This window comes from Yersinia similis (genome assembly GCF_001053095.1).
Taxonomy (GTDB): domain Bacteria; phylum Pseudomonadota; class Gammaproteobacteria; order Enterobacterales; family Enterobacteriaceae; genus Yersinia; species Yersinia similis.
This window is the reverse complement of sequence record NZ_CGBP01000011.1, coordinates 1-17140: the sequence shown is the minus strand read 5'-3', so window position 1 is coordinate 17140 and position 17140 is coordinate 1. Positions and strand designations below refer to the sequence as shown.

Sequence of the window (17140 nt, the reverse complement as noted above, 5' to 3'; positions counted from 1 at the left end):
CCCCAAAAATTATTGAGTATCGGTTAATTCACCACGTAAATTTTGCTGCATCAGTTGGCGAATCTCGTGAGGAGATAAGGATTGGCTCAACAAATAATGCAGTTTTGTCAACGCCGCTTCGACTGTCATGTCAAACCCACTGATCACTCCAGCTTGAGCTAAGGCATTACCCGTTGCATAGCCCCCCATATTGACACTGCCGGAAATGCATTGCGTCAAATTCACGACGACAATGCCACGGTCACTGGCGTTTTTTAGCTCATCCAGCAACTCTGCTTTCTGCGGTGCGTTGCCCACACCATAGGAGCGTAAAATTAAGGCTTTTACGGGTTGTAGTAGAAAGTTCCGCACTACCGCGCCGGATATCCCAGGGTAGATAGTGACCACCCCAATCGGCTGTGGAGTGATGCGATGGACAATCAGTGGACCATTACTGGCGGGTGACACTACTGATGATTGGCGGCGAATATGGATCCCTGCTTCCAGTAATACTGAAAGATTAGGCGAGGCGAAAGCATCAAAGCCGTCGGCATGGGCCTTGGTGGTGCGGTTGCCACGGAATAGTTGGTTATTGAAGAATAAGCTGACTTCATTCACCGGGTGGTTGGCTGCCAAATAGAGAGCATTCAATAAATTGGTTTGCCCATCAGAGCGTAGCTCGGCCAATGGAATTTGTGAGCCAGTAATAATCACAGGCTTTGCCAGATTTTCCAACATGAAGGAGAGGGCGGAAGCAGTAAATGCCATGGTATCGGTACCATGTAAAATAACGAAGCCATCATATAAGTCATAATTTTGCTGAATATCATTAGCAATATGTTGCCAATCCTCCGGGGTCATATCCGAAGAATCTATTAATGGTGCATATTCATGGATAGTAAAATCAGGCATCTCCGGACGATGGAACTCCGGCATTAAAGCCAATTGGCGTTGCAAATGACCGGACACTGGAATGTACCCATTATCTGAACGTTGCATACCAATGGTGCCACCAGTGTAAGCGACGTAAATAGACTTCTTTTGCATGGGGGAGGCCTGAAAAGTAATACTGGAATTGGATGATTGAATTATAAGGAGCTCAGCGAGGAAAAACAGCCCGATGGGTGTCGGGCTGAATATTTATCTGTATTTTAGGACGATTATTATCGGACATCACCACACGTTAGGCACAGAGCATAGCGATTTTGCGGATCATTCAGGGTATTGAATAAACCAGGTTGATCTTTAACTGCAAGCGCCATGGCGGATAAAGGCGCGGGTAACCATGTCTGAATAGCAGCTGGCAACATAGCATGCACCGACGCACTCATTTGACCCAAAATAAGGTCGCTTAAGCTTGGCTCATCAACAAACCAATTCAATTGCCAAGTCTTCAGTTTGGCCAGTTCTGCCACTTTTTTCACTGCATCATCAAAATCGCCGAGTTGATCGACTAAACCGTTACTTTTAGCATCCAGACCAATCCACACATGGCCTTGTGCAATTTGATCCACTTGCTCAGGGGTTTTGTGGCGAGAAGTTGCAACCAAATCAATAAAGGTTTTATACCCATTTTCGATATTGATTTGCATCATCTGAGAGAACTCAGGCGGCAATGCTTTAGTCAGTGAAACATCAGCCAATGGCGATGTCGCGACACCATCGGTATGGACACCAATACTTTCCAGTGAATTTTGGAAGGTGTTAATCACACCGAAAATACCGATGGAACCGGTCAGAGTGCTTGGGCTGGCAACGATATAGTTTGCAGGTGTTGAGATCCAATATCCACCAGAAGCCGCCATTCCCCCCATTGATACCACCAATGGCTTATGGGCAGCACGTAATGCAGCCAGCTCGACACGGATCCGTTCAGAGGCGCTCACACTGCCGCCAGGGCTGTTTACGCGCAAGATAACCGCTTTAATCTTCGGATCTAAACGGGCCTGGCGAATTTGTGCTGCCAGCGTATCTCCACCCACGTTCCCTGGGGTTTGCGGGCCGTCAATAATCGCCCCGTTAGCGAAGAGAACCGCTATCTGTTCCCCTTGTTGTGGTGCTGGCGTTGGCTGATAGTCATAAATACTGATGTAGTTGAAGTCATTAGTCTTTTTATTCCAGCCAAAGGCCTCAACCAGCGCACTTTCTACTTCTGGTCGGGCTGCTAATTGGTCTACCAGTTTGGTATCCAGTGCGTATTTAGCTTGCGAGCCACCCGCTACCTGTAAGCCACTGATCACACCTGCGGCACCGGGGAACAGTTGTTCTGGGGTGAGCTGGCGGTTAGCGGAGACCGTGGTGAGGTAGTTTTGCCATAAGCCACCCACCCAGCGGCTATCGGCTTCACGGGCAGCGGCGGACATATCATTACGGATCATCGGTTCAACTGCTGATTTATAAGTCCCTACGCGGAAGATATTGGTCGTGACTTTAAGATTTTCCAGCAGTGACTTGTAATAAAGGTTATTGCTGGCAAAACCGTGTAGGTCAACAGCCCCTTGTGGTGAGAGATAAATCTTATTAGCAAAACTGGCTAAATAGTATTGGGTTTGATTGTAGCTGTCGCCGACGGCATAAATTTTCTTTCCAGTGTCGCGAAATTCCCGTAAAGCCTTACCGATATATTGCAGCGAGGGTTGATCTGCCCCCGTTAAGTCACTCAGAGACAGAACCAGTCCATTAATATTGTCATCGTCTTTTGCCAATCGAATGGTTTCTACAATATCAAACAGGGAGTTTTCCTGTAGACGGTTACTGGATGCCCCTAATAGCTCACGTCCCCATTGGCGTAGCTTATTATTGATAGCAGGCTGGTCTACGATCACACCGCTTAGATTTACCAGCAATGCGCCTTTAACTGGCTCCACAGGCTTACTTTGAAATTGAAAATAAATACCGACACCGATCAAAATAAGCAGTGCCAAAAAAAGATTAAGGATAAGCTCTCTGGTGAAATTCAGTAGACGCCAGGTCCACTTGAAAAAACCAGCAATAATTTGCCACAAAGTGCGCATATGATCTCCAACAAAACCGGGAAAGTAGGGTTATCCTAATGACCTGATGAAAAAAAGTCAGCTTTAAATCATCGATAAGCCTAGCTGATAGGTCAACGCTGGCAACAAAACGGCAACTTATGCTACCGTGCTGAAAATGAAAATCGTTATCAGGAGATAATAATGGATGCGTTGGAACTCTTACTTAACCGCCGCTCGGCGTCCCGTTTAACCGCTCCGGCCCCAGCCGGTGAGGCATTGGACCATATTATTCACGCAGGTATGCGGGCACCGGACCATGGTGCATTGCAGCCATGGCGCTTTGTCTTGATTGAAAACGAAGGGTTAGCGCGTTTTAGTCAATTGTTACAAAAAGCTGTTCAGCAAGATGGTGCTGATGAGGCGGTATTAGAGAAAGCAAAGCAGGCGCCTTTTCGTGCTCCGCTGATTATTACGGTGATTGCCCATGTGACAGAGAATGCCAAAGTGCCTAATTGGGAACAGGTTATTTCTGCTGGCTGTGCGGTACAAGCAATGCAGATGGCTGCTTTGGCGCAGGGGTTTAATGGTATCTGGCGCACAGGTTCTTGGACCCACCATCCAGTTGTTCGTCAGGGGTTTGCGTGTCGTGAACAAGACGAGATAGTGGGCTTTCTGTATATCGGGACACCGCAATTAAAATCTGCAACCAAGATCATGCCCCCAGATCACAGCGCTTTTGTCCGCTATTTCTAAGTCTTACGCGTTTTGTCTCCACTCATGTCATGCAGCTTATGTTCTTTACGGGGAATAAGCTGCGTTTTAGCCTGCTTTGTGACCAACCTATCTGCCCGACAGGGGCTCTGCACTTACCAAGCCACGTCTTAAGCGCTACCATAGGCAATCTGGGGATTGTTTTATTGAATCAATCGACGACTTACTGAATAAACTGCTTATCACCGAATGACCTAACGGGAGAGTTCTATGGCATCGCCAGCGATACGTCTTACTCAATACAGCCACGGGGCGGGCTGTGGTTGCAAAATTTCACCAAAAGTTTTGGATAAAATTTTGCATACTGAGCAACAAAAGTTTTTTGATCCCCGGCTGCTGGTGGGCAATGAAACGCGTGATGATGCAGCAGTTTATGATATTGGTAACGGTGTTGGTATTATCAGCACCACTGATTTCTTTATGCCGATCGTTGATGATCCTTTTGATTTTGGACGAATTGCCGCTACAAACGCGATCAGCGATGTTTATGCTATGGGGGGGAAACCCATAATGGCTATTGCTATTTTAGGGTGGCCCATTGACAAACTGGCACCCGAAATCGCACAGCAAGTGATCGAGGGTGGGCGATATGTTTGCCAGCAAGCGGGGATTTCTTTGGCTGGAGGCCACTCTATTGATGCCCCTGAACCGATTTTTGGTTTGGCTGTCACCGGAATTGTCAGCACTGAACAGGTTAAGAAAAACAGTGCAGCAAAGCCAGGGTGTAAACTGTTTTTGACCAAGCCACTGGGCATTGGCATCTTAACTACAGCCGAAAAGAAAAGTAAATTACGGTCAGAACACCAGGGATTGGCAACAGAAACCATGTGTCAGTTGAATAAGTCTGGTGCTGATTTTGCGCATATTCCCGGTGTTACCGCCATGACCGATGTCACGGGGTTTGGTTTGTTGGGCCATTTGAGTGAAATTTGCCAGGGTTCTGGTGTCCAGGCCATTCTGCATTACTCTGCGATCCCACGTTTACCTGCCGTTGAAGACTATATTGCTGAAGGCTGTGTTCCGGGGGGGACTGGGCGTAATTTCGACAGCTATGGCCACCTGATCGGTGACATGTCTGATTTACAAAGACAACTACTTTGTGATCCTCAAACCTCAGGCGGGTTACTGTTGGCGGTATTACCTGATGCTGAAACCGATGTCCAGGCCATTGCCGCTCAGCATGGAATGATTCTCAGCCCAATTGGTGAGTTAACCTCTACGGATAGTCGCCGGGCGCTGATTGAGATTGTAGCGTGATGTTTTCTTTGACGTATTTATGCGGTGAATGATGCGACTGTTTATTGCCGAAAAACCCAGTTTAGCGCGGGCGATTGCAGATATTTTGCCAAAACCGCATCGTCGAGGTGATGGGTTCATCGCCTGTGGTAATGATCAAATGGTGACCTGGTGTGTAGGTCATTTACTCGAACAAGCCCAGCCGGATGCTTACGATAGCCGTTATGCACGTTGGTCATTAGCGGATTTACCTATCATTCCTGAAAAATGGCAGCTACAACCTCGTCCTTCAGTCAGCAAACAACTCAATGTGATTAAGCAACTACTACAGCAAGCCGATGAAGTGGTCCATGCTGGTGACCCAGATAGAGAAGGGCAACTGTTAGTTGATGAGGTTCTGGATTATTTGGGATTGGCCGCAGAGAAACGGCAAAATGTTCGTCGTTGTTTGATTAACGATTTAAACCCACAGGCGGTTGAGCGTGCAGTGGGGCGTTTGCGTTATAACCGTGAGTTTATCCCGCTGTGTGTTTCTGCGTTGGCTCGAGCCAGAGCCGATTGGCTCTATGGCATCAATATGACTCGCGCCTATACCATTCTTGGGCGTAATGCGGGCTATGACGGTGTTTTATCAGTCGGACGGGTACAAACACCCGTATTAGGGCTGGTTGTTCGCCGTGACGAAGAAATTGAAAGCTTCATTCCCAAAAATTTTTTTGAAGTTAAAGCTCATATAGTGACGCCTGCAGATGAACGTTTTATTGCTCTATGGCAGCCGAGTGACTCCTGCGAATCTTATCAGGACGAAGAAGGGCGCTTGTTGCATCGGCCACTTGCAGAACATGTTGTCAATCGTATAACCGGTCAGCCCGCGCTGGTGACATCCTATAATGATAAACGGGAATCGGAAACGGCACCGTTGCCATTCTCCTTGTCTACATTACAAATCGAAGGCGCAAAGCGTTTCGGCCTCAGCGCTCAGCAAGTATTGGATATTTGCCAACGATTGTATGAAACGCACAAATTGATTACGTATCCCCGTTCGGATTGCCGATATCTACCTGAAGAGCATTTTGCCGGTCGTCATTTGGTGCTTAATGCCATTAGTATTCATCAGTCAGACCTTTTGCCGCTTGAGGTCATGGATAGTGATCGGCGCAACCGCTGCTGGGATGATAAAAAAGTCGATGCGCACCACGCTATCATCCCAACAGCACGCGCCAGTAAAGTAAATTTGACGACGGATGAAGGCAAAGTATACCGGTTGGTAGCACAGCAATATCTGATGCAGTTCTGTCCAGATGCACAGTTCCGTAAATGTGTGATTGAATTGGATATCGCCGGCGGGAAATTTGTTGCCAAGGCGCGTTTTTTGGCCGAGGCGGGATGGCGGACCTTACTGGGTAGTAAAGAGCGTGATGAAGAGAACGAAGGTGCGCCATTGCCTGTGGTTGCAAAAGGGGCTGAATTATTATGTGAACGCGGTGAGGTTGTTGAACGACAAACTCAGCCACCCCGGCCTTTCACCGACGCCAGTTTGTTATCTGCGATGACAGGGATTGCTCGTTTTGTTCAGGATAAAGAACTGAAAAAAGTTTTGCGTGCCACCGATGGCTTGGGTACGGAAGCCACTCGAGCAGGCATTATCGAGCTGCTCTTCAAGCGCACTTTTCTCTTTAAGAAAGGGCGTTATATACATGCCAGCCCTGCGGGGCGCGCTTTGATTCATGCATTACCGGATATTGCGGCACGGCCAGATATGACAGCACATTGGGAATCAACGTTGACACAAATCAGTGAAAAAAACTGCCGCTATCAAGATTTTATGCAACCACTGGTGATAACATTGCAGGATTTAATTAGTCAGGCGAAACAAAATCGCTCTCCACAGGTTTTCCGTGGGTTACCCGCAGCCCCTTCAGGGGCACCCAAGAAACGTAAGAAAATATCTTCTAAGGCCAAGGAGAGTAAATCATGAAAACACGGTTGCTATTGAGTTGCATTGGCTTTGCCACACTTATTTCTGGTGCGGCATTAGCGAATCGTAGCAATGTTGATGTGATTGTTCCCTTGCCACCGGAGGTATGGAATAACTCATCAAACCGTAACACGAACAATAACTCGTGTACGCGTTGTTGTGTTTATCAAAATCAGAGCTATTCAGAAGGCGCGGTATTGCGGGTCGAAGGTGAAGTTTTGCAATGTGTGCGTGATGCTAGTGTTATTGGCACCAATCCACTGATTTGGAAAAGACTAACCAGATAGATCTCCATAGGTTGATTGTCTTTGTGCAATAAACGCGTCTAGCAGTGGAATATCTGCGGGAGCCAGAGAATAGCGGTAAGCCTCCTGCGGCGTCAGCCAGATAAACGCAGCATGGCAATGTCTTACCGGCTCCCCGCTAAAATGGTTAACATGCCAAGCATGTAAGCGGATACTATTCTTGGCTGCTACCCATTGGTTGGTTGCGATATACTCAGCGACAGTGGCCTCGATACCTAACTCCTCAGCAAGCTCACGGATCAGCGCCTTAGGCTGGGTTTCTCCCGCCTCCACTTTGCCCCCAGGAAATTCCCACAACCCTGCTTGATCGCTTTGCCCATCCCGCTGGGCCAGTAATATCTTCCCATCCCGCTCTATAATGGCGGCGACGACATCAATCATTTCGTGTTTACCTGATTACGGATAATGTGCTTAATACGCATGAGAGATGGCCCTGTATTTAAACAGGGCGCAGACATTAGAGTGAGAATTCGGACCAAACTGGCGCGTGGTCTGATGGTTTTTCCATCCCACGGATTGCGTAATCAATACCTGTAGCAATACAACGTGCCGCCAATGGTTGACTGGCCAGCAATAAATCGATACGAAGGCCTCTGTTTTCATCAAAACCACGGGAACGGTAATCAAACCACGAAAAATGGTCATTACAATCAGGATTAGCCGCGCGGAAAGTATCAACTAATCCCCAGTTTTGCAGACGTTCCAGCCACTCTCGTTCTTCTGGTAAGAACGAGCATTTACCTGTGCGTAGCCAGCGTTTACGGCTATCTTCACCAATACCAATATCTAAGTCTGTTGGACTGATATTCAAGTCCCCCATGATAAGTACCTGGGCCTCAGGGGAGAGTTGCTCCTCAAGATAGCGTTGCAGGTCAGCATAAAAGCGTGCTTTAGCGGGGAATTTTATTGGATGGTCACGACTTTCTCCCTGAGGAAAATAGCCATTGATTACCGTTAAGGTGCCTTGCGGGGTGGCTAAGTCAGCCATGATAATACGGCGCTGTGCATCTTCTTCATCGCCTGGGAAGCCACGGCGCACAGCCAACGGCTGTTCTTTCGTCAATAGTGCAACACCGTAATGACCTTTTTGCCCATGGTAAAAAACGTGGTAACCATGCTGGCTGACGTCTTCAAGAGGAAACATATCATCATGTACTTTAGTTTCTTGTAGGCCGATAACATCCGGTTGATGCTGTTCAATTATTGCGGCTAGTTGATGAGGACGAGCACGTAGGCCATTGATATTAAAAGAAACGAACTTCATGGTCAGCACCGTTTTTGGCTAAAAAATGTGAGTGGATATTAGCAGAATAAGAAGAAGAATGTAATGTTCTGGCTGAGTATAAAATGATCTAATGTATTTCCTATTTATTGAACTGATTATATAAATGCTTATTTATCAATCTATGAGTACAAAAAGTATTAATAATTTATTTCAAAACATCATTTAATTAGTTAGTGAGTTTTTAAGATCATTAAATTATTATTTTAATGACTAATTTTAATAAAGGTGATTTACCTTTGGTCGTTATTTAACTGTCCAAAGTAATTCAACTCTCCGCTACGATATTTATGAGTAAATTTAGGATGTCATTAATTTATAAACGTAAGATTTAGAATAAAATTGATCACTTTCCTGACAACTTCAATGATATAGATACGACGATTTTCTCTTATTTTAAAAAGAAAATCATAGATTTTTATTACGTCTCATACCTTTATATACCTGAATCCGTTAATTGATTTTGTAATGGGGAGGTTAAAAATTAGTTATTAAAAATCATGGATCTACAATGTTATGTCTGTTAGAAATGTTTGTGATACTACAGTGGGAATACATAACAAACACTCAACATTGATCTAGAAACATGAGAATTTACGTTGTTAGAGTCTATACAGTAGTCATTTTTATAATTTATAACTCAGCCATGATAAATTTAATTTAGCATATTGAGATAATAAATGAATTAAACACATCTATAACAAGCAACTAAAGCATAGACGTCTTTATGACTTGTGGTTTTTTCTGATGAACTTTTGACACAAAGGATTGGTGAATTATGTTTCTATCTCGAAAGTTAGAAGCCTTTATGGCAGTAGTTGAGAATGGTTCGCTAAGTAAAGCCGCAAGAGTGATGAACAGAACAACACCTCCTGTTGCAAAATCGATAAAAGACTTTGAAAGCATAATAGGGAAAAAACTCTTTAAAAGAGAGAAGTTTGGTATGAGCCTGACACGCGATGGTGAGGTTCTATACAATGATCTAAAAGATTTGTATCAACAAGAAAAAGAAATAACTAAAAAGCATCTCACGGGTCATGTGTCAAATGTTATTAATATTTATTACGACTGGGGTAAAAGTGAGAACTTAACTCAACTTTATAAAATTGCAGAAAAAAACAATATTCAAGCAAACATAATTAAGTTTTATTATGAAAACATTGATGAAATTGGAGATTATGATGGAAACTCACTCATATTAACATCTGAAAAAATAGCCAGTGAAAGATTTATGCTTTTGAACGAAGTACAAGATATTGGTTTTGGTATATATGGAAGGAAGGATATAATTAATGAAAGTGAAGATATTATAAATATTCTTCACAGTAATGTTTGGTTATGTAATCCAACTTTATACAAAAGTAAATTTGTCAAGTCACTAGAGGAATCTGTTAAAAAACAATATGATAAAGTTAGTGTTAGGCAGGTTGATAATTTGGCCTGTTGTTTGAATTTTATCTATTCAGGACGTTATATTTGCATTACTGATTCAATAATGGATGATTTTAATGGTGATTCAAAGTTAGACTTTGTTAATTTAACGAACTTTAAAGATGAAAATAAATTATATTTTTACAAATCACGCTCACACTCTAGCGTATTGAATCGTCTTATAGATTATATATATACATTGGAGTAAACGTTAATTTAACTGAAACAGTGGTGAGGAAAGGACTCGTCACTGTATTCTACGCTCGGCGCGAACCTTATCGAAGATTCTTACCTTCCCCAGATATGAGAACTATTTTACTGCTTAGTGTATTTAAATGGAGGGCGTATTTATAAGAAATGGTGGTGGGGGAAGGATTCGAACCTTCGAAGTCGATGACGGCAGATTTACAGTCTGCTCCCTTTGGCCGCTCGGGAACCCCACCACTGATAACGTGGTATTTATTATTAGTAGCCTTTAAAAATTATTAACTTTTAAGCTCAAAGTTAATGGTGGTGGGGGAAGGATTCGAACCTTCGAAGTCGATGACGGCAGATTTACAGTCTGCTCCCTTTGGCCGCTCGGGAACCCCACCACTGGTCTTGCTACTTATCAATACTGTCTTGGTAAGCGGGGCGCATCATATCAAATGAAGCGCCCCTGTAAAGACTTGAAATGAAAAAAATAATTCGTTCGGTGCTTTTTTGTCCGTGAAGATGGATATCTAGACAAAAAACATCACTTTATAGAATAACAGTGCGGTTACCGTAAACAAAAACACGTTGAGCAAGAACACGGTATAGCGCACTACTGAGAACATTCTTTTCTACATCACGGCCAGCACGCATCATATCTTCAGCAGTATAAGAATGGTCCACATTGATCACGTCCTGCATGATGATTGGGCCTTCATCCAAGCTATCATTTACGTAATGGGCAGTAGCGCCAATAATCTTTACACCGCGTTCATACGCTTGGTGGTATGGCCGAGCACCGATAAATGCAGGTAAAAATGAATGATGAATATTAATAATTTGATAAGGGAAGCGTTGCACAAAGGCCGGTGTTAGCACCCGCATATATTTAGCCAGAACAACATAATCTGGTTGATATTGTTCAATTTTCTCGACCAACCGTTGATCATGCTGCTCACGGGTGAGGCCTTCATGGCTGACCAGATGGAATGGGATATCAAAACGCTCGACTAAATTTTGCAACGCATCATGATTACCAATGACCGCCGCAATTTCTACATCTAAGCCACCATAAGCACTCTTCATTAATAAGTCGCCAAGGCAATGTGCTTCTTTCGTTACCATAATGATGATGCGGCGGCGCCCAGCAACGTGTAACTCGCGATTAGTGCCTTCAGGTAATGCATCGTCAAGATCTGCCAGTAGTGTTGTGTCGTTAAAAATCCCTTCAAGCTCGGTGCGCATAAAGAAGCGACCAGTCAGGTGATCAACAAACTCATTATTTTGTACGATATTCAATTGGTGCTTGTAGCAGATATTAGTGATCTTTGCGATTAAACCTTTAGCGTCGGGGCAAATAGTGCGCAATACTTTCTTTTGTACATTCTGGTGTGGCATAAGGTGGTAAATCCTGTCTTAACATTATTTGATGTTGTGTAAGTGTCTGATGTTTTAGGAGTAACAATAAAGAAATAGTTTAATTAACGGCCACAGCATTTCTTGTATTTCTTCCCCGAACCGCAAAGACATGTATCGTTTCTACCCAAAGAGGGGCGAATACCGTCAATATAGTACCAGTGTTCTTTTATACGTAGGAAGCGAGAACGTTCGTGCATTGCCGTTATCTGTGCATTATCTGCATCGGTGAAACGGGCAATAAACTCCACAAAAGCTTCATCAGGATGGCGACCGGGAGTCTCAGCAATAACTGTTAGCCCATGCCACACCGTATTGGTAAAGTCTTGAATGATACTTTCTCGCCACTCCTGTGCATGACAGTCCGGATGCCAGGTAGCAATCAGATAATCCACATTTTTTTCTACATAAGCACAATAGCGCGAGCGCATTAATATTGCCGGTTTTGTCGCAACCTGAGTGCCGAGGATGTAGGGGCCGCAGCATTCGTGATAATTAAGGGGGCTGCCGCAAGGACACAGTTCTGACAAAATCTCTCCAGAAGAATCAACAAAGGCCACTCGCTCTTATCGTTTAACGATAGAGTAGGGCGATATACAGGATGGTGGTGCTCAATGTGGGCCTATCTTACCTAATCACTGATTGAGGTTCAAAGTTGTTCGTCCTGGTAAGAATATTTCGTCGTGAAAGTTTTGTGATATTTGTCACAAAAAAACTTGACCGTCGTTTCATTATGGCGTAAGTTAGTAAATGTGATGTGCATCACATAAAATAATTATATTTACAGGAGCAACCCATGAAATTCATCAATAAAGTTATCGCAATGTTTGAAAAAATGAGCGTATCATTTGGCACTATCAACGGTTAATTATTATTTCTAATCATCCGTCAGTCTTCATAATATTCTGAACTAAATTCGACATGTAGGTAATGATACAGTAGCCATTGCGAGTTATCTGTGAAATGAAAGCATAATATGCAATTACCTATGTGTGAAATATTGTATTACTAGGTGTCGTTTAACCTTTTTATTTAACTTACATTCCGAATATTTATGCTGAATAGCCACCTTTACGGTGGCTATTTTTCTTGCATACTCAGGCCAATCAAACATTATCTCTCTATACCACCTCTTGATTGTATGTACCATGCAGAGGTTTCACTACTATCCACTATGTAGATTAGGTTAATGAATAACTATTATATTTAGATAAAAATCTTTAAAAATAGAGTGTTTCCATAAGTCATGACATTTCTGCATAAAAACTGTTTAAATTCAGTGGAAAACGTTCCATTAGAAAGAAAGTGTTACATCCAGTAATGCTTTCTCCAATCTTAGCGATATAACACGAGTATTCCTCCTGCCACATGTTTTCTGCTGATTCGGCGTAATTGCTTTCTGCAAGGTAGAATGCTAGTTGGTACGCATCTAATTAAGTAATCAATGTAATAAGAACATGATCAAATAGATCGGTTTGGCATATTTCAGTCTTCGCTATGTACCCTCCAGCCGTATCGTTATATTTTAGTTATTAAATGTAAACCATATGTATGTGTTCAGCATGAAAGATAAAAGTTCACTATAGTGTCATAGGTACCAAACAATAAATCGGGGAGATAATACATCCTTACTTATGTTAAATCATGTGTCCATATGTCAATAAGTTGAGCAATGAGCAACTTGATCAGATGTGGTCATTCACATTGGCATAAGAAAACAGAATTGCATGACAATTTCTGACAAGCACAAACAACTATTTTGAGCCACTATTAAACTTAAGGTGAGCAAGAGAAGCCGTGCATGGAAAAACCACTAGTAGGTAAAAGTATTTTAGTTGTCGAGGATGAAGTCGTATTCCGTACCGTCTTGGCGGAATACCTCGGCTCACTTGGCGCGACAATCCATCAGGCCGAAAATGGGCTGGCGGCCTTGTATCAGCTAAAAGGTCACTCTCCTGACTTGATCCTTTGCGATCTGGCTATGCCGAAGATGGGGGGGATTGAGTTTGTTGAGCAGTTATTACTGAAAGGGATAAAGATCCCCGTATTAGTGATCTCTGCAACTGACAAGATGGCGGATATTGCTCAGGTATTACGTTTAGGCGTAAAAGATGTGCTATTGAAACCTATCGTAGATTTGAACCGTTTACGTGAAACCGTATTGGCCTGCTTGTATCCCACATTATTTACTTCCCATGCTATTGAGGAAACAGAGCTTATTCAGGATTGGGAGGCTTTACGCAAAAATCCTAGTGATGCCGTACAATTGTTAAAACAGTTACAGCCTCCAGCGCAACAAACCCTTGCCCATTGTCGGATAAATTACCGCCAGCTTACCATGGTAGAAAAACCAGGGTTGGTACTCGATATTGCAGCGTTATCCGATAAAGATTTAGCGTTTTATTGTTTGGATGTCACCCGTGCGGGTGATAATGGGGTTTTAGCAGCACTATTATTACGTGTATTATTTAATGGCATTTTACAAGAGCATTTGACACACCAACAGCAACGTTTACCGCAGATGTCATCTTTACTTAAGCAGGTCAATCAACTATTAAGACGTACGCACCTTGATGGACAGTTTCCTTTATTAGTTGGTTATTACCATGTTGAGTATCAGAATTTAATTCTGGTTTCAGCAGGTTTGCATGCAAATGTCAGCGCGGGTAAAAATCAGATTCAGCTTAACAATGGTGTCCCCTTAGGGACCTTAAAAACAGCACATCTAAACCAGGTTAGCCAGCGGTGTGAAGCATGGCAGTGTCAGGTATGGGGGAGTGGGAGCCGTTTGAGGCTGATGCTTGCTGCTGAAGAATAGTAATCTCAAGAATAGTTTGTTGGTTCACTTCCTTTTTTCCCCGATTAGTTAAACCTTCCCTTGTTTATAAATGGTTCTATAACGAACCAGTAAAATCAGCCTAACTTGCTTCAATTGAAGTGTATGGTCGAGTCGCGAGAAATATCGATAGATATACGCTCGCGCCTACTTGAGTCTAAAAATTTACATTCAGATATATTATTAATTTTCGATAACAGTTTGTCACCTCAGGATAAATTAAGGTTAATTTCCGATAATCACTGGGAGTAAGTCTGGTATTGAATTTCAACTCGAGGATCGATCGAATGAAGGTTACGGTTTTTGGTATTGGTTATGTGGGACTTGTTCAGGCCACAGTGCTTGCCGAGGTGGGGCATGATGTCCTTTGTATCGATATTGATGCTAATAAAGTTACCGATTTGCAAAAAGGCCGTATTGCTATTTTTGAGCCGGGGTTGGCTCCGTTGGTCAAAGAAAACTATGAGGCAGGCAGATTACAGTTTTCAACAGATGCACAAGCTGGTGTGGCACATGGTGTCATTCAATTTATCGCTGTTGGTACTCCACCCGATGAAGACGGTGCTGCCGATCTTAAATATGTCCTTGATGTGGCCAGTACCATTGGCACGTATATGGACTCACCTAAGATCATTATCGATAAATCTACAGTGCCCGTGGGGACAGCGGATAAAGTACATCAAGCTATACAAGCTATTTTGGATCAGCGCGGTGAGAAGATAGATTTTAGTGTGGTATCAAATCCTGAGTTTTTAAAAGAGGGTGCCGCGGTTGCTGATTGTAAACGGCCTGAACGTATTGTTATTGGTATTGATTCGGATGACAGTGGTGCTCTTGAGCTAATCAGTGAATTATACGAACCTTTTAATCGAAATCATGATCGTATGCTAGTAATGGATATCCGTAGTGCAGAACTGACAAAGTATGCTGCAAACGGCATGCTGGCAACGAAAATAAGTTTCATGAATGAGATTGCTAATATTGCTGAACGATTAGGTGCAGATATCGAAAAAGTTCGACAAGGCATCGGTTCCGATTCACGTATTGGGTACCATTTTATTTATTCTGGTTGCGGCTATGGTGGTTCTTGTTTCCCAAAAGACATACAAGCATTAATTCGTACTGCAGAAGATAATGGTTATAAGCCCCAGCTATTACAGGCTGTCGAGCAAATCAATAATCAGCAGAAGTATAAGTTAACTGAATTCATTAAAAGTCATTTTAATTCGCAGCTAGCTGGAAAAACATTTGCTGTCTGGGGATTAGCTTTTAAACCCAATACCGATGATATGCGTGAGGCACCGAGCCGTGTGGTAATGGAATCATTGTGGGAAGCCGGGGCTATAATTCAAGCTTACGATCCCGAAGCAATGGATGAGACACAGCGCATTTATGGTGCAAGAGATGATTTGAGATTAATGGGGACTAAAGAGTCTGCATTACAGGGAGCTGATGCTTTGATTATTTGTACTGAATGGCAAAATTTTCGCGCTCCAGATTTTGATATGATCAAGTCAAGGTTAAAGCACCCTGTTATTTTTGATGGGCGTAATTTGTACGATCCAGAACGCCTAAATAGTCGTGGGTTCACTTATTATGGAATTGGGCGTGGTGTTTCGATTAATCTATCGTAGTAAGTGAGAACTCTGATTTTATGTGTTGATTACAAAACGTTAGTTAAATTTTTTGTACTTGATTTTTATGTGTATGACTGCAAATTGGTCGCTAACAGAACAAGTACCTAATAGAGTAAAGCGATACCCTTGCTTCGATTTGGGCAGTTATATAGATTATTATATTGTTATAGGTTAGCAAAGTATTCGTATGAAATTGCAACCGAATTGAGAGCAGAGAGTTATTCGTACAAAATAATACATTTTGAATTATGTTACTCATCATAACTATGTTGCTGGCTAAAGGTTGCTGGTCAAAAGTATAGTGCTCGTTGGTTGTATGTTAATACAGCGGCTGTAAAGCGCACATTTCAACTGGGGTGATATCTGTTAGTTAAATGAAAGAAAAAAACACCCTCCTTTTGATGGGAGGGTGTTTCGATAGTAATAGCTCAAGAAATAAAACTATTACAGCAGGAAGTCATCCAGTGATTTGCCTTGCTCTTCAATAGCCTTCTTAATCACTGCAGGAGTACGGCCTTGGCCTGTCCAAGTTTTCAATTCGCCATTCTCATCTTTATACTGATATTTAGCAGGACGTGCAGCACGTTTTGCTTTACCAGCAGCTTTAGCTGCAGCTGAAGCTTGTAGCAGTTCATTTGGATCAATACCGTCAGCAATAAGCATTTCACGGTATTGCTGCAATTTACGTGCACGCTCTTCAATTTCTGCTTGTGATTGAGATTCTTCTTCGCGGCGTTCATTAACGACCACTTCAAGTTTCTCAAGCATTTCTTCTAGTGTTTCAAGAGTGCATTCGCGCGCTTGAGCACGTAGAGTACGGATGTTGTTAAGAATTTTTAACGCTTCGCTCATTGTCCTAGTCTCAAATTATAATTGGTGGGGGGGCGTCTGGATAATAATAGAGTGCTATTTTAATTTCTGCAATAGCCAATTTGATTAGCATACTAGAATTTACGTATTTTATTACTGAAAAGTAGCCAGTCACTACAAATAAACGAGAAAGAGTTGTTATTCTCTGACCTATTTTTAACACAAAATTTCGTTTTGCTGCCAAATTGTAAGTATCCCACCAAAACGACCCATTCATTTTTAGAGATCTTCC

General features: G+C 42.8%; 15 protein-coding genes and 2 tRNA genes. 7 read left to right on the top strand and 10 right to left on the bottom strand.

The annotated features are described in order from the left end of the window. Positions 1-9: 9 nt before the first annotated feature. Entirely contained in the window at positions 10-1026 is a 1017-nt protein-coding gene (gene ansA, locus AC971_RS10000; RefSeq protein ID WP_025383840.1) for an asparaginase, read from the bottom strand. 116 nt (positions 1027-1142) lie between these two features. Further along, positions 1143-2993, bottom strand: a complete 1851-nt coding sequence (gene sppA / locus AC971_RS09995; protein ID WP_025383841.1) for a signal peptide peptidase SppA — start codon at positions 2991-2993, stop codon at positions 1143-1145. 162 nt (positions 2994-3155) lie between these two features. On the opposite strand from sppA, the gene AC971_RS09990 reads away from it, so the two are divergent. From AC971_RS09990 to AC971_RS09975, 4 genes are all read left to right on the top strand, one after another. After that, positions 3156-3707: an NAD(P)H nitroreductase gene (locus tag AC971_RS09990; RefSeq protein ID WP_025383842.1), complete on the top strand. Its 552-nt coding sequence runs from the start codon at positions 3156-3158 to the stop codon at positions 3705-3707. 228 nt (positions 3708-3935) lie between these two features. Further along, positions 3936-4982, top strand: a complete 1047-nt coding sequence (selD, locus tag AC971_RS09985; protein WP_025383843.1) for a selenide, water dikinase SelD — start codon at positions 3936-3938, stop codon at positions 4980-4982. Positions 4983-5013: 31 nt separating this feature from the next. Then, entirely contained in the window at positions 5014-6939 is a 1926-nt protein-coding gene (locus tag AC971_RS09980; RefSeq protein ID WP_025383844.1) for a DNA topoisomerase III, read from the top strand. Next, positions 6936-7226 carry a DUF1496 domain-containing protein gene (locus AC971_RS09975; protein WP_025383845.1) on the top strand — a complete coding sequence of 97 codons (291 nt, stop codon included), beginning with the start codon at positions 6936-6938 and terminating at the stop codon, positions 7224-7226. The genes AC971_RS09980 and AC971_RS09975 overlap by 4 nt, the downstream gene beginning before the upstream one ends. Here AC971_RS09975 and AC971_RS09970 read toward each other — a convergent pair. Both AC971_RS09970 and xthA read right to left on the bottom strand, forming a co-directional pair. Beyond that, positions 7215-7625, bottom strand: coding sequence for a pyrimidine (deoxy)nucleoside triphosphate diphosphatase (locus tag AC971_RS09970; protein WP_025383846.1), 411 nt, complete (start codon positions 7623-7625; stop codon positions 7215-7217). The genes AC971_RS09975 and AC971_RS09970 overlap by 12 nt on opposite strands. Before the next feature lie 76 nt (positions 7626-7701). Then, positions 7702-8508: an exodeoxyribonuclease III gene (xthA, locus tag AC971_RS09965; protein WP_025383847.1), complete on the bottom strand. Its 807-nt coding sequence runs from the start codon at positions 8506-8508 to the stop codon at positions 7702-7704. Positions 8509-9304: 796 nt separating this feature from the next. Here xthA and AC971_RS09960 point away from each other — a divergent pair. Continuing rightward, positions 9305-10165, top strand: coding sequence for a LysR family transcriptional regulator (locus AC971_RS09960; RefSeq protein ID WP_025383848.1), 861 nt, complete (start codon positions 9305-9307; stop codon positions 10163-10165). A 150-nt stretch (positions 10166-10315) separates the two neighbouring features. Here AC971_RS09960 and AC971_RS09955 read toward each other — a convergent pair. From AC971_RS09955 to AC971_RS09940, 4 genes are all read right to left on the bottom strand, one after another. Continuing rightward, positions 10316-10400: transfer RNA gene (locus AC971_RS09955), tRNA-Tyr, on the bottom strand. Between the two features lie 65 nt (positions 10401-10465). Further along, positions 10466-10550: transfer RNA gene (locus AC971_RS09950), tRNA-Tyr, on the bottom strand. 148 nt (positions 10551-10698) lie between these two features. Continuing rightward, complete coding sequence (gene purU / locus AC971_RS09945; protein ID WP_025383849.1) at positions 10699-11547, bottom strand: formyltetrahydrofolate deformylase; 849 nt, start codon at positions 11545-11547, stop codon at positions 10699-10701. An 83-nt stretch (positions 11548-11630) separates the two neighbouring features. Beyond that, positions 11631-12095 carry a YchJ family protein gene (locus tag AC971_RS09940; protein WP_038402249.1) on the bottom strand — a complete coding sequence of 155 codons (465 nt, stop codon included), beginning with the start codon at positions 12093-12095 and terminating at the stop codon, positions 11631-11633. A 1271-nt stretch (positions 12096-13366) separates the two neighbouring features. Here AC971_RS09940 and rssB point away from each other — a divergent pair. Further along, positions 13367-14383 carry a two-component system response regulator RssB gene (rssB, locus tag AC971_RS09935; protein WP_025383851.1) on the top strand — a complete coding sequence of 339 codons (1017 nt, stop codon included), beginning with the start codon at positions 13367-13369 and terminating at the stop codon, positions 14381-14383. Between the two features lie 305 nt (positions 14384-14688). Then, positions 14689-16035 carry a UDP-glucose dehydrogenase family protein gene (locus AC971_RS09930; protein WP_025383852.1) on the top strand — a complete coding sequence of 449 codons (1347 nt, stop codon included), beginning with the start codon at positions 14689-14691 and terminating at the stop codon, positions 16033-16035. Between the two features lie 447 nt (positions 16036-16482). On the opposite strand, the gene hns is transcribed toward AC971_RS09930, so the two are convergent. Continuing rightward, the gene (hns, locus tag AC971_RS09925) at positions 16483-16890 is read right to left on the bottom strand and encodes a histone-like nucleoid-structuring protein H-NS (RefSeq protein ID WP_002223593.1); all 408 of its coding nucleotides are present in this window, start codon (positions 16888-16890) and stop codon (positions 16483-16485) included. A gap of 10 nt (positions 16891-16900) precedes the next feature. After that, positions 16901-17140, bottom strand: a 240-nt coding sequence (locus tag AC971_RS25130) for a hypothetical protein (RefSeq protein ID WP_231573005.1), incomplete at its 5' end; no start/stop codon positions are given.

Coding starts and splice junctions, on each gene's coding strand:
- AC971_RS09970 (WP_025383846.1), bottom strand. CDS start 7,625: ATGATTGATGTCGTCGCCGCCATTATAGAGCGGGATGGGAAGATATTA.
- AC971_RS09990 (WP_025383842.1), top strand. CDS start 3,156: ATGGATGCGTTGGAACTCTTACTTAACCGCCGCTCGGCGTCCCGTTTA.
- selD (WP_025383843.1), top strand. CDS start 3,936: ATGGCATCGCCAGCGATACGTCTTACTCAATACAGCCACGGGGCGGGC.
- sppA (WP_025383841.1), bottom strand. CDS start 2,993: ATGCGCACTTTGTGGCAAATTATTGCTGGTTTTTTCAAGTGGACCTGG.
- AC971_RS09975 (WP_025383845.1), top strand. CDS start 6,936: ATGAAAACACGGTTGCTATTGAGTTGCATTGGCTTTGCCACACTTATT.
- rssB (WP_025383851.1), top strand. CDS start 13,367: ATGGAAAAACCACTAGTAGGTAAAAGTATTTTAGTTGTCGAGGATGAA.
- AC971_RS09960 (WP_025383848.1), top strand. CDS start 9,305: ATGTTTCTATCTCGAAAGTTAGAAGCCTTTATGGCAGTAGTTGAGAAT.
- purU (WP_025383849.1), bottom strand. CDS start 11,547: ATGCCACACCAGAATGTACAAAAGAAAGTATTGCGCACTATTTGCCCC.
- xthA (WP_025383847.1), bottom strand. CDS start 8,508: ATGAAGTTCGTTTCTTTTAATATCAATGGCCTACGTGCTCGTCCTCAT.
- AC971_RS09980 (WP_025383844.1), top strand. CDS start 5,014: ATGCGACTGTTTATTGCCGAAAAACCCAGTTTAGCGCGGGCGATTGCA.
- ansA (WP_025383840.1), bottom strand. CDS start 1,026: ATGCAAAAGAAGTCTATTTACGTCGCTTACACTGGTGGCACCATTGGT.
- hns (WP_002223593.1), bottom strand. CDS start 16,890: ATGAGCGAAGCGTTAAAAATTCTTAACAACATCCGTACTCTACGTGCT.
- AC971_RS09930 (WP_025383852.1), top strand. CDS start 14,689: ATGAAGGTTACGGTTTTTGGTATTGGTTATGTGGGACTTGTTCAGGCC.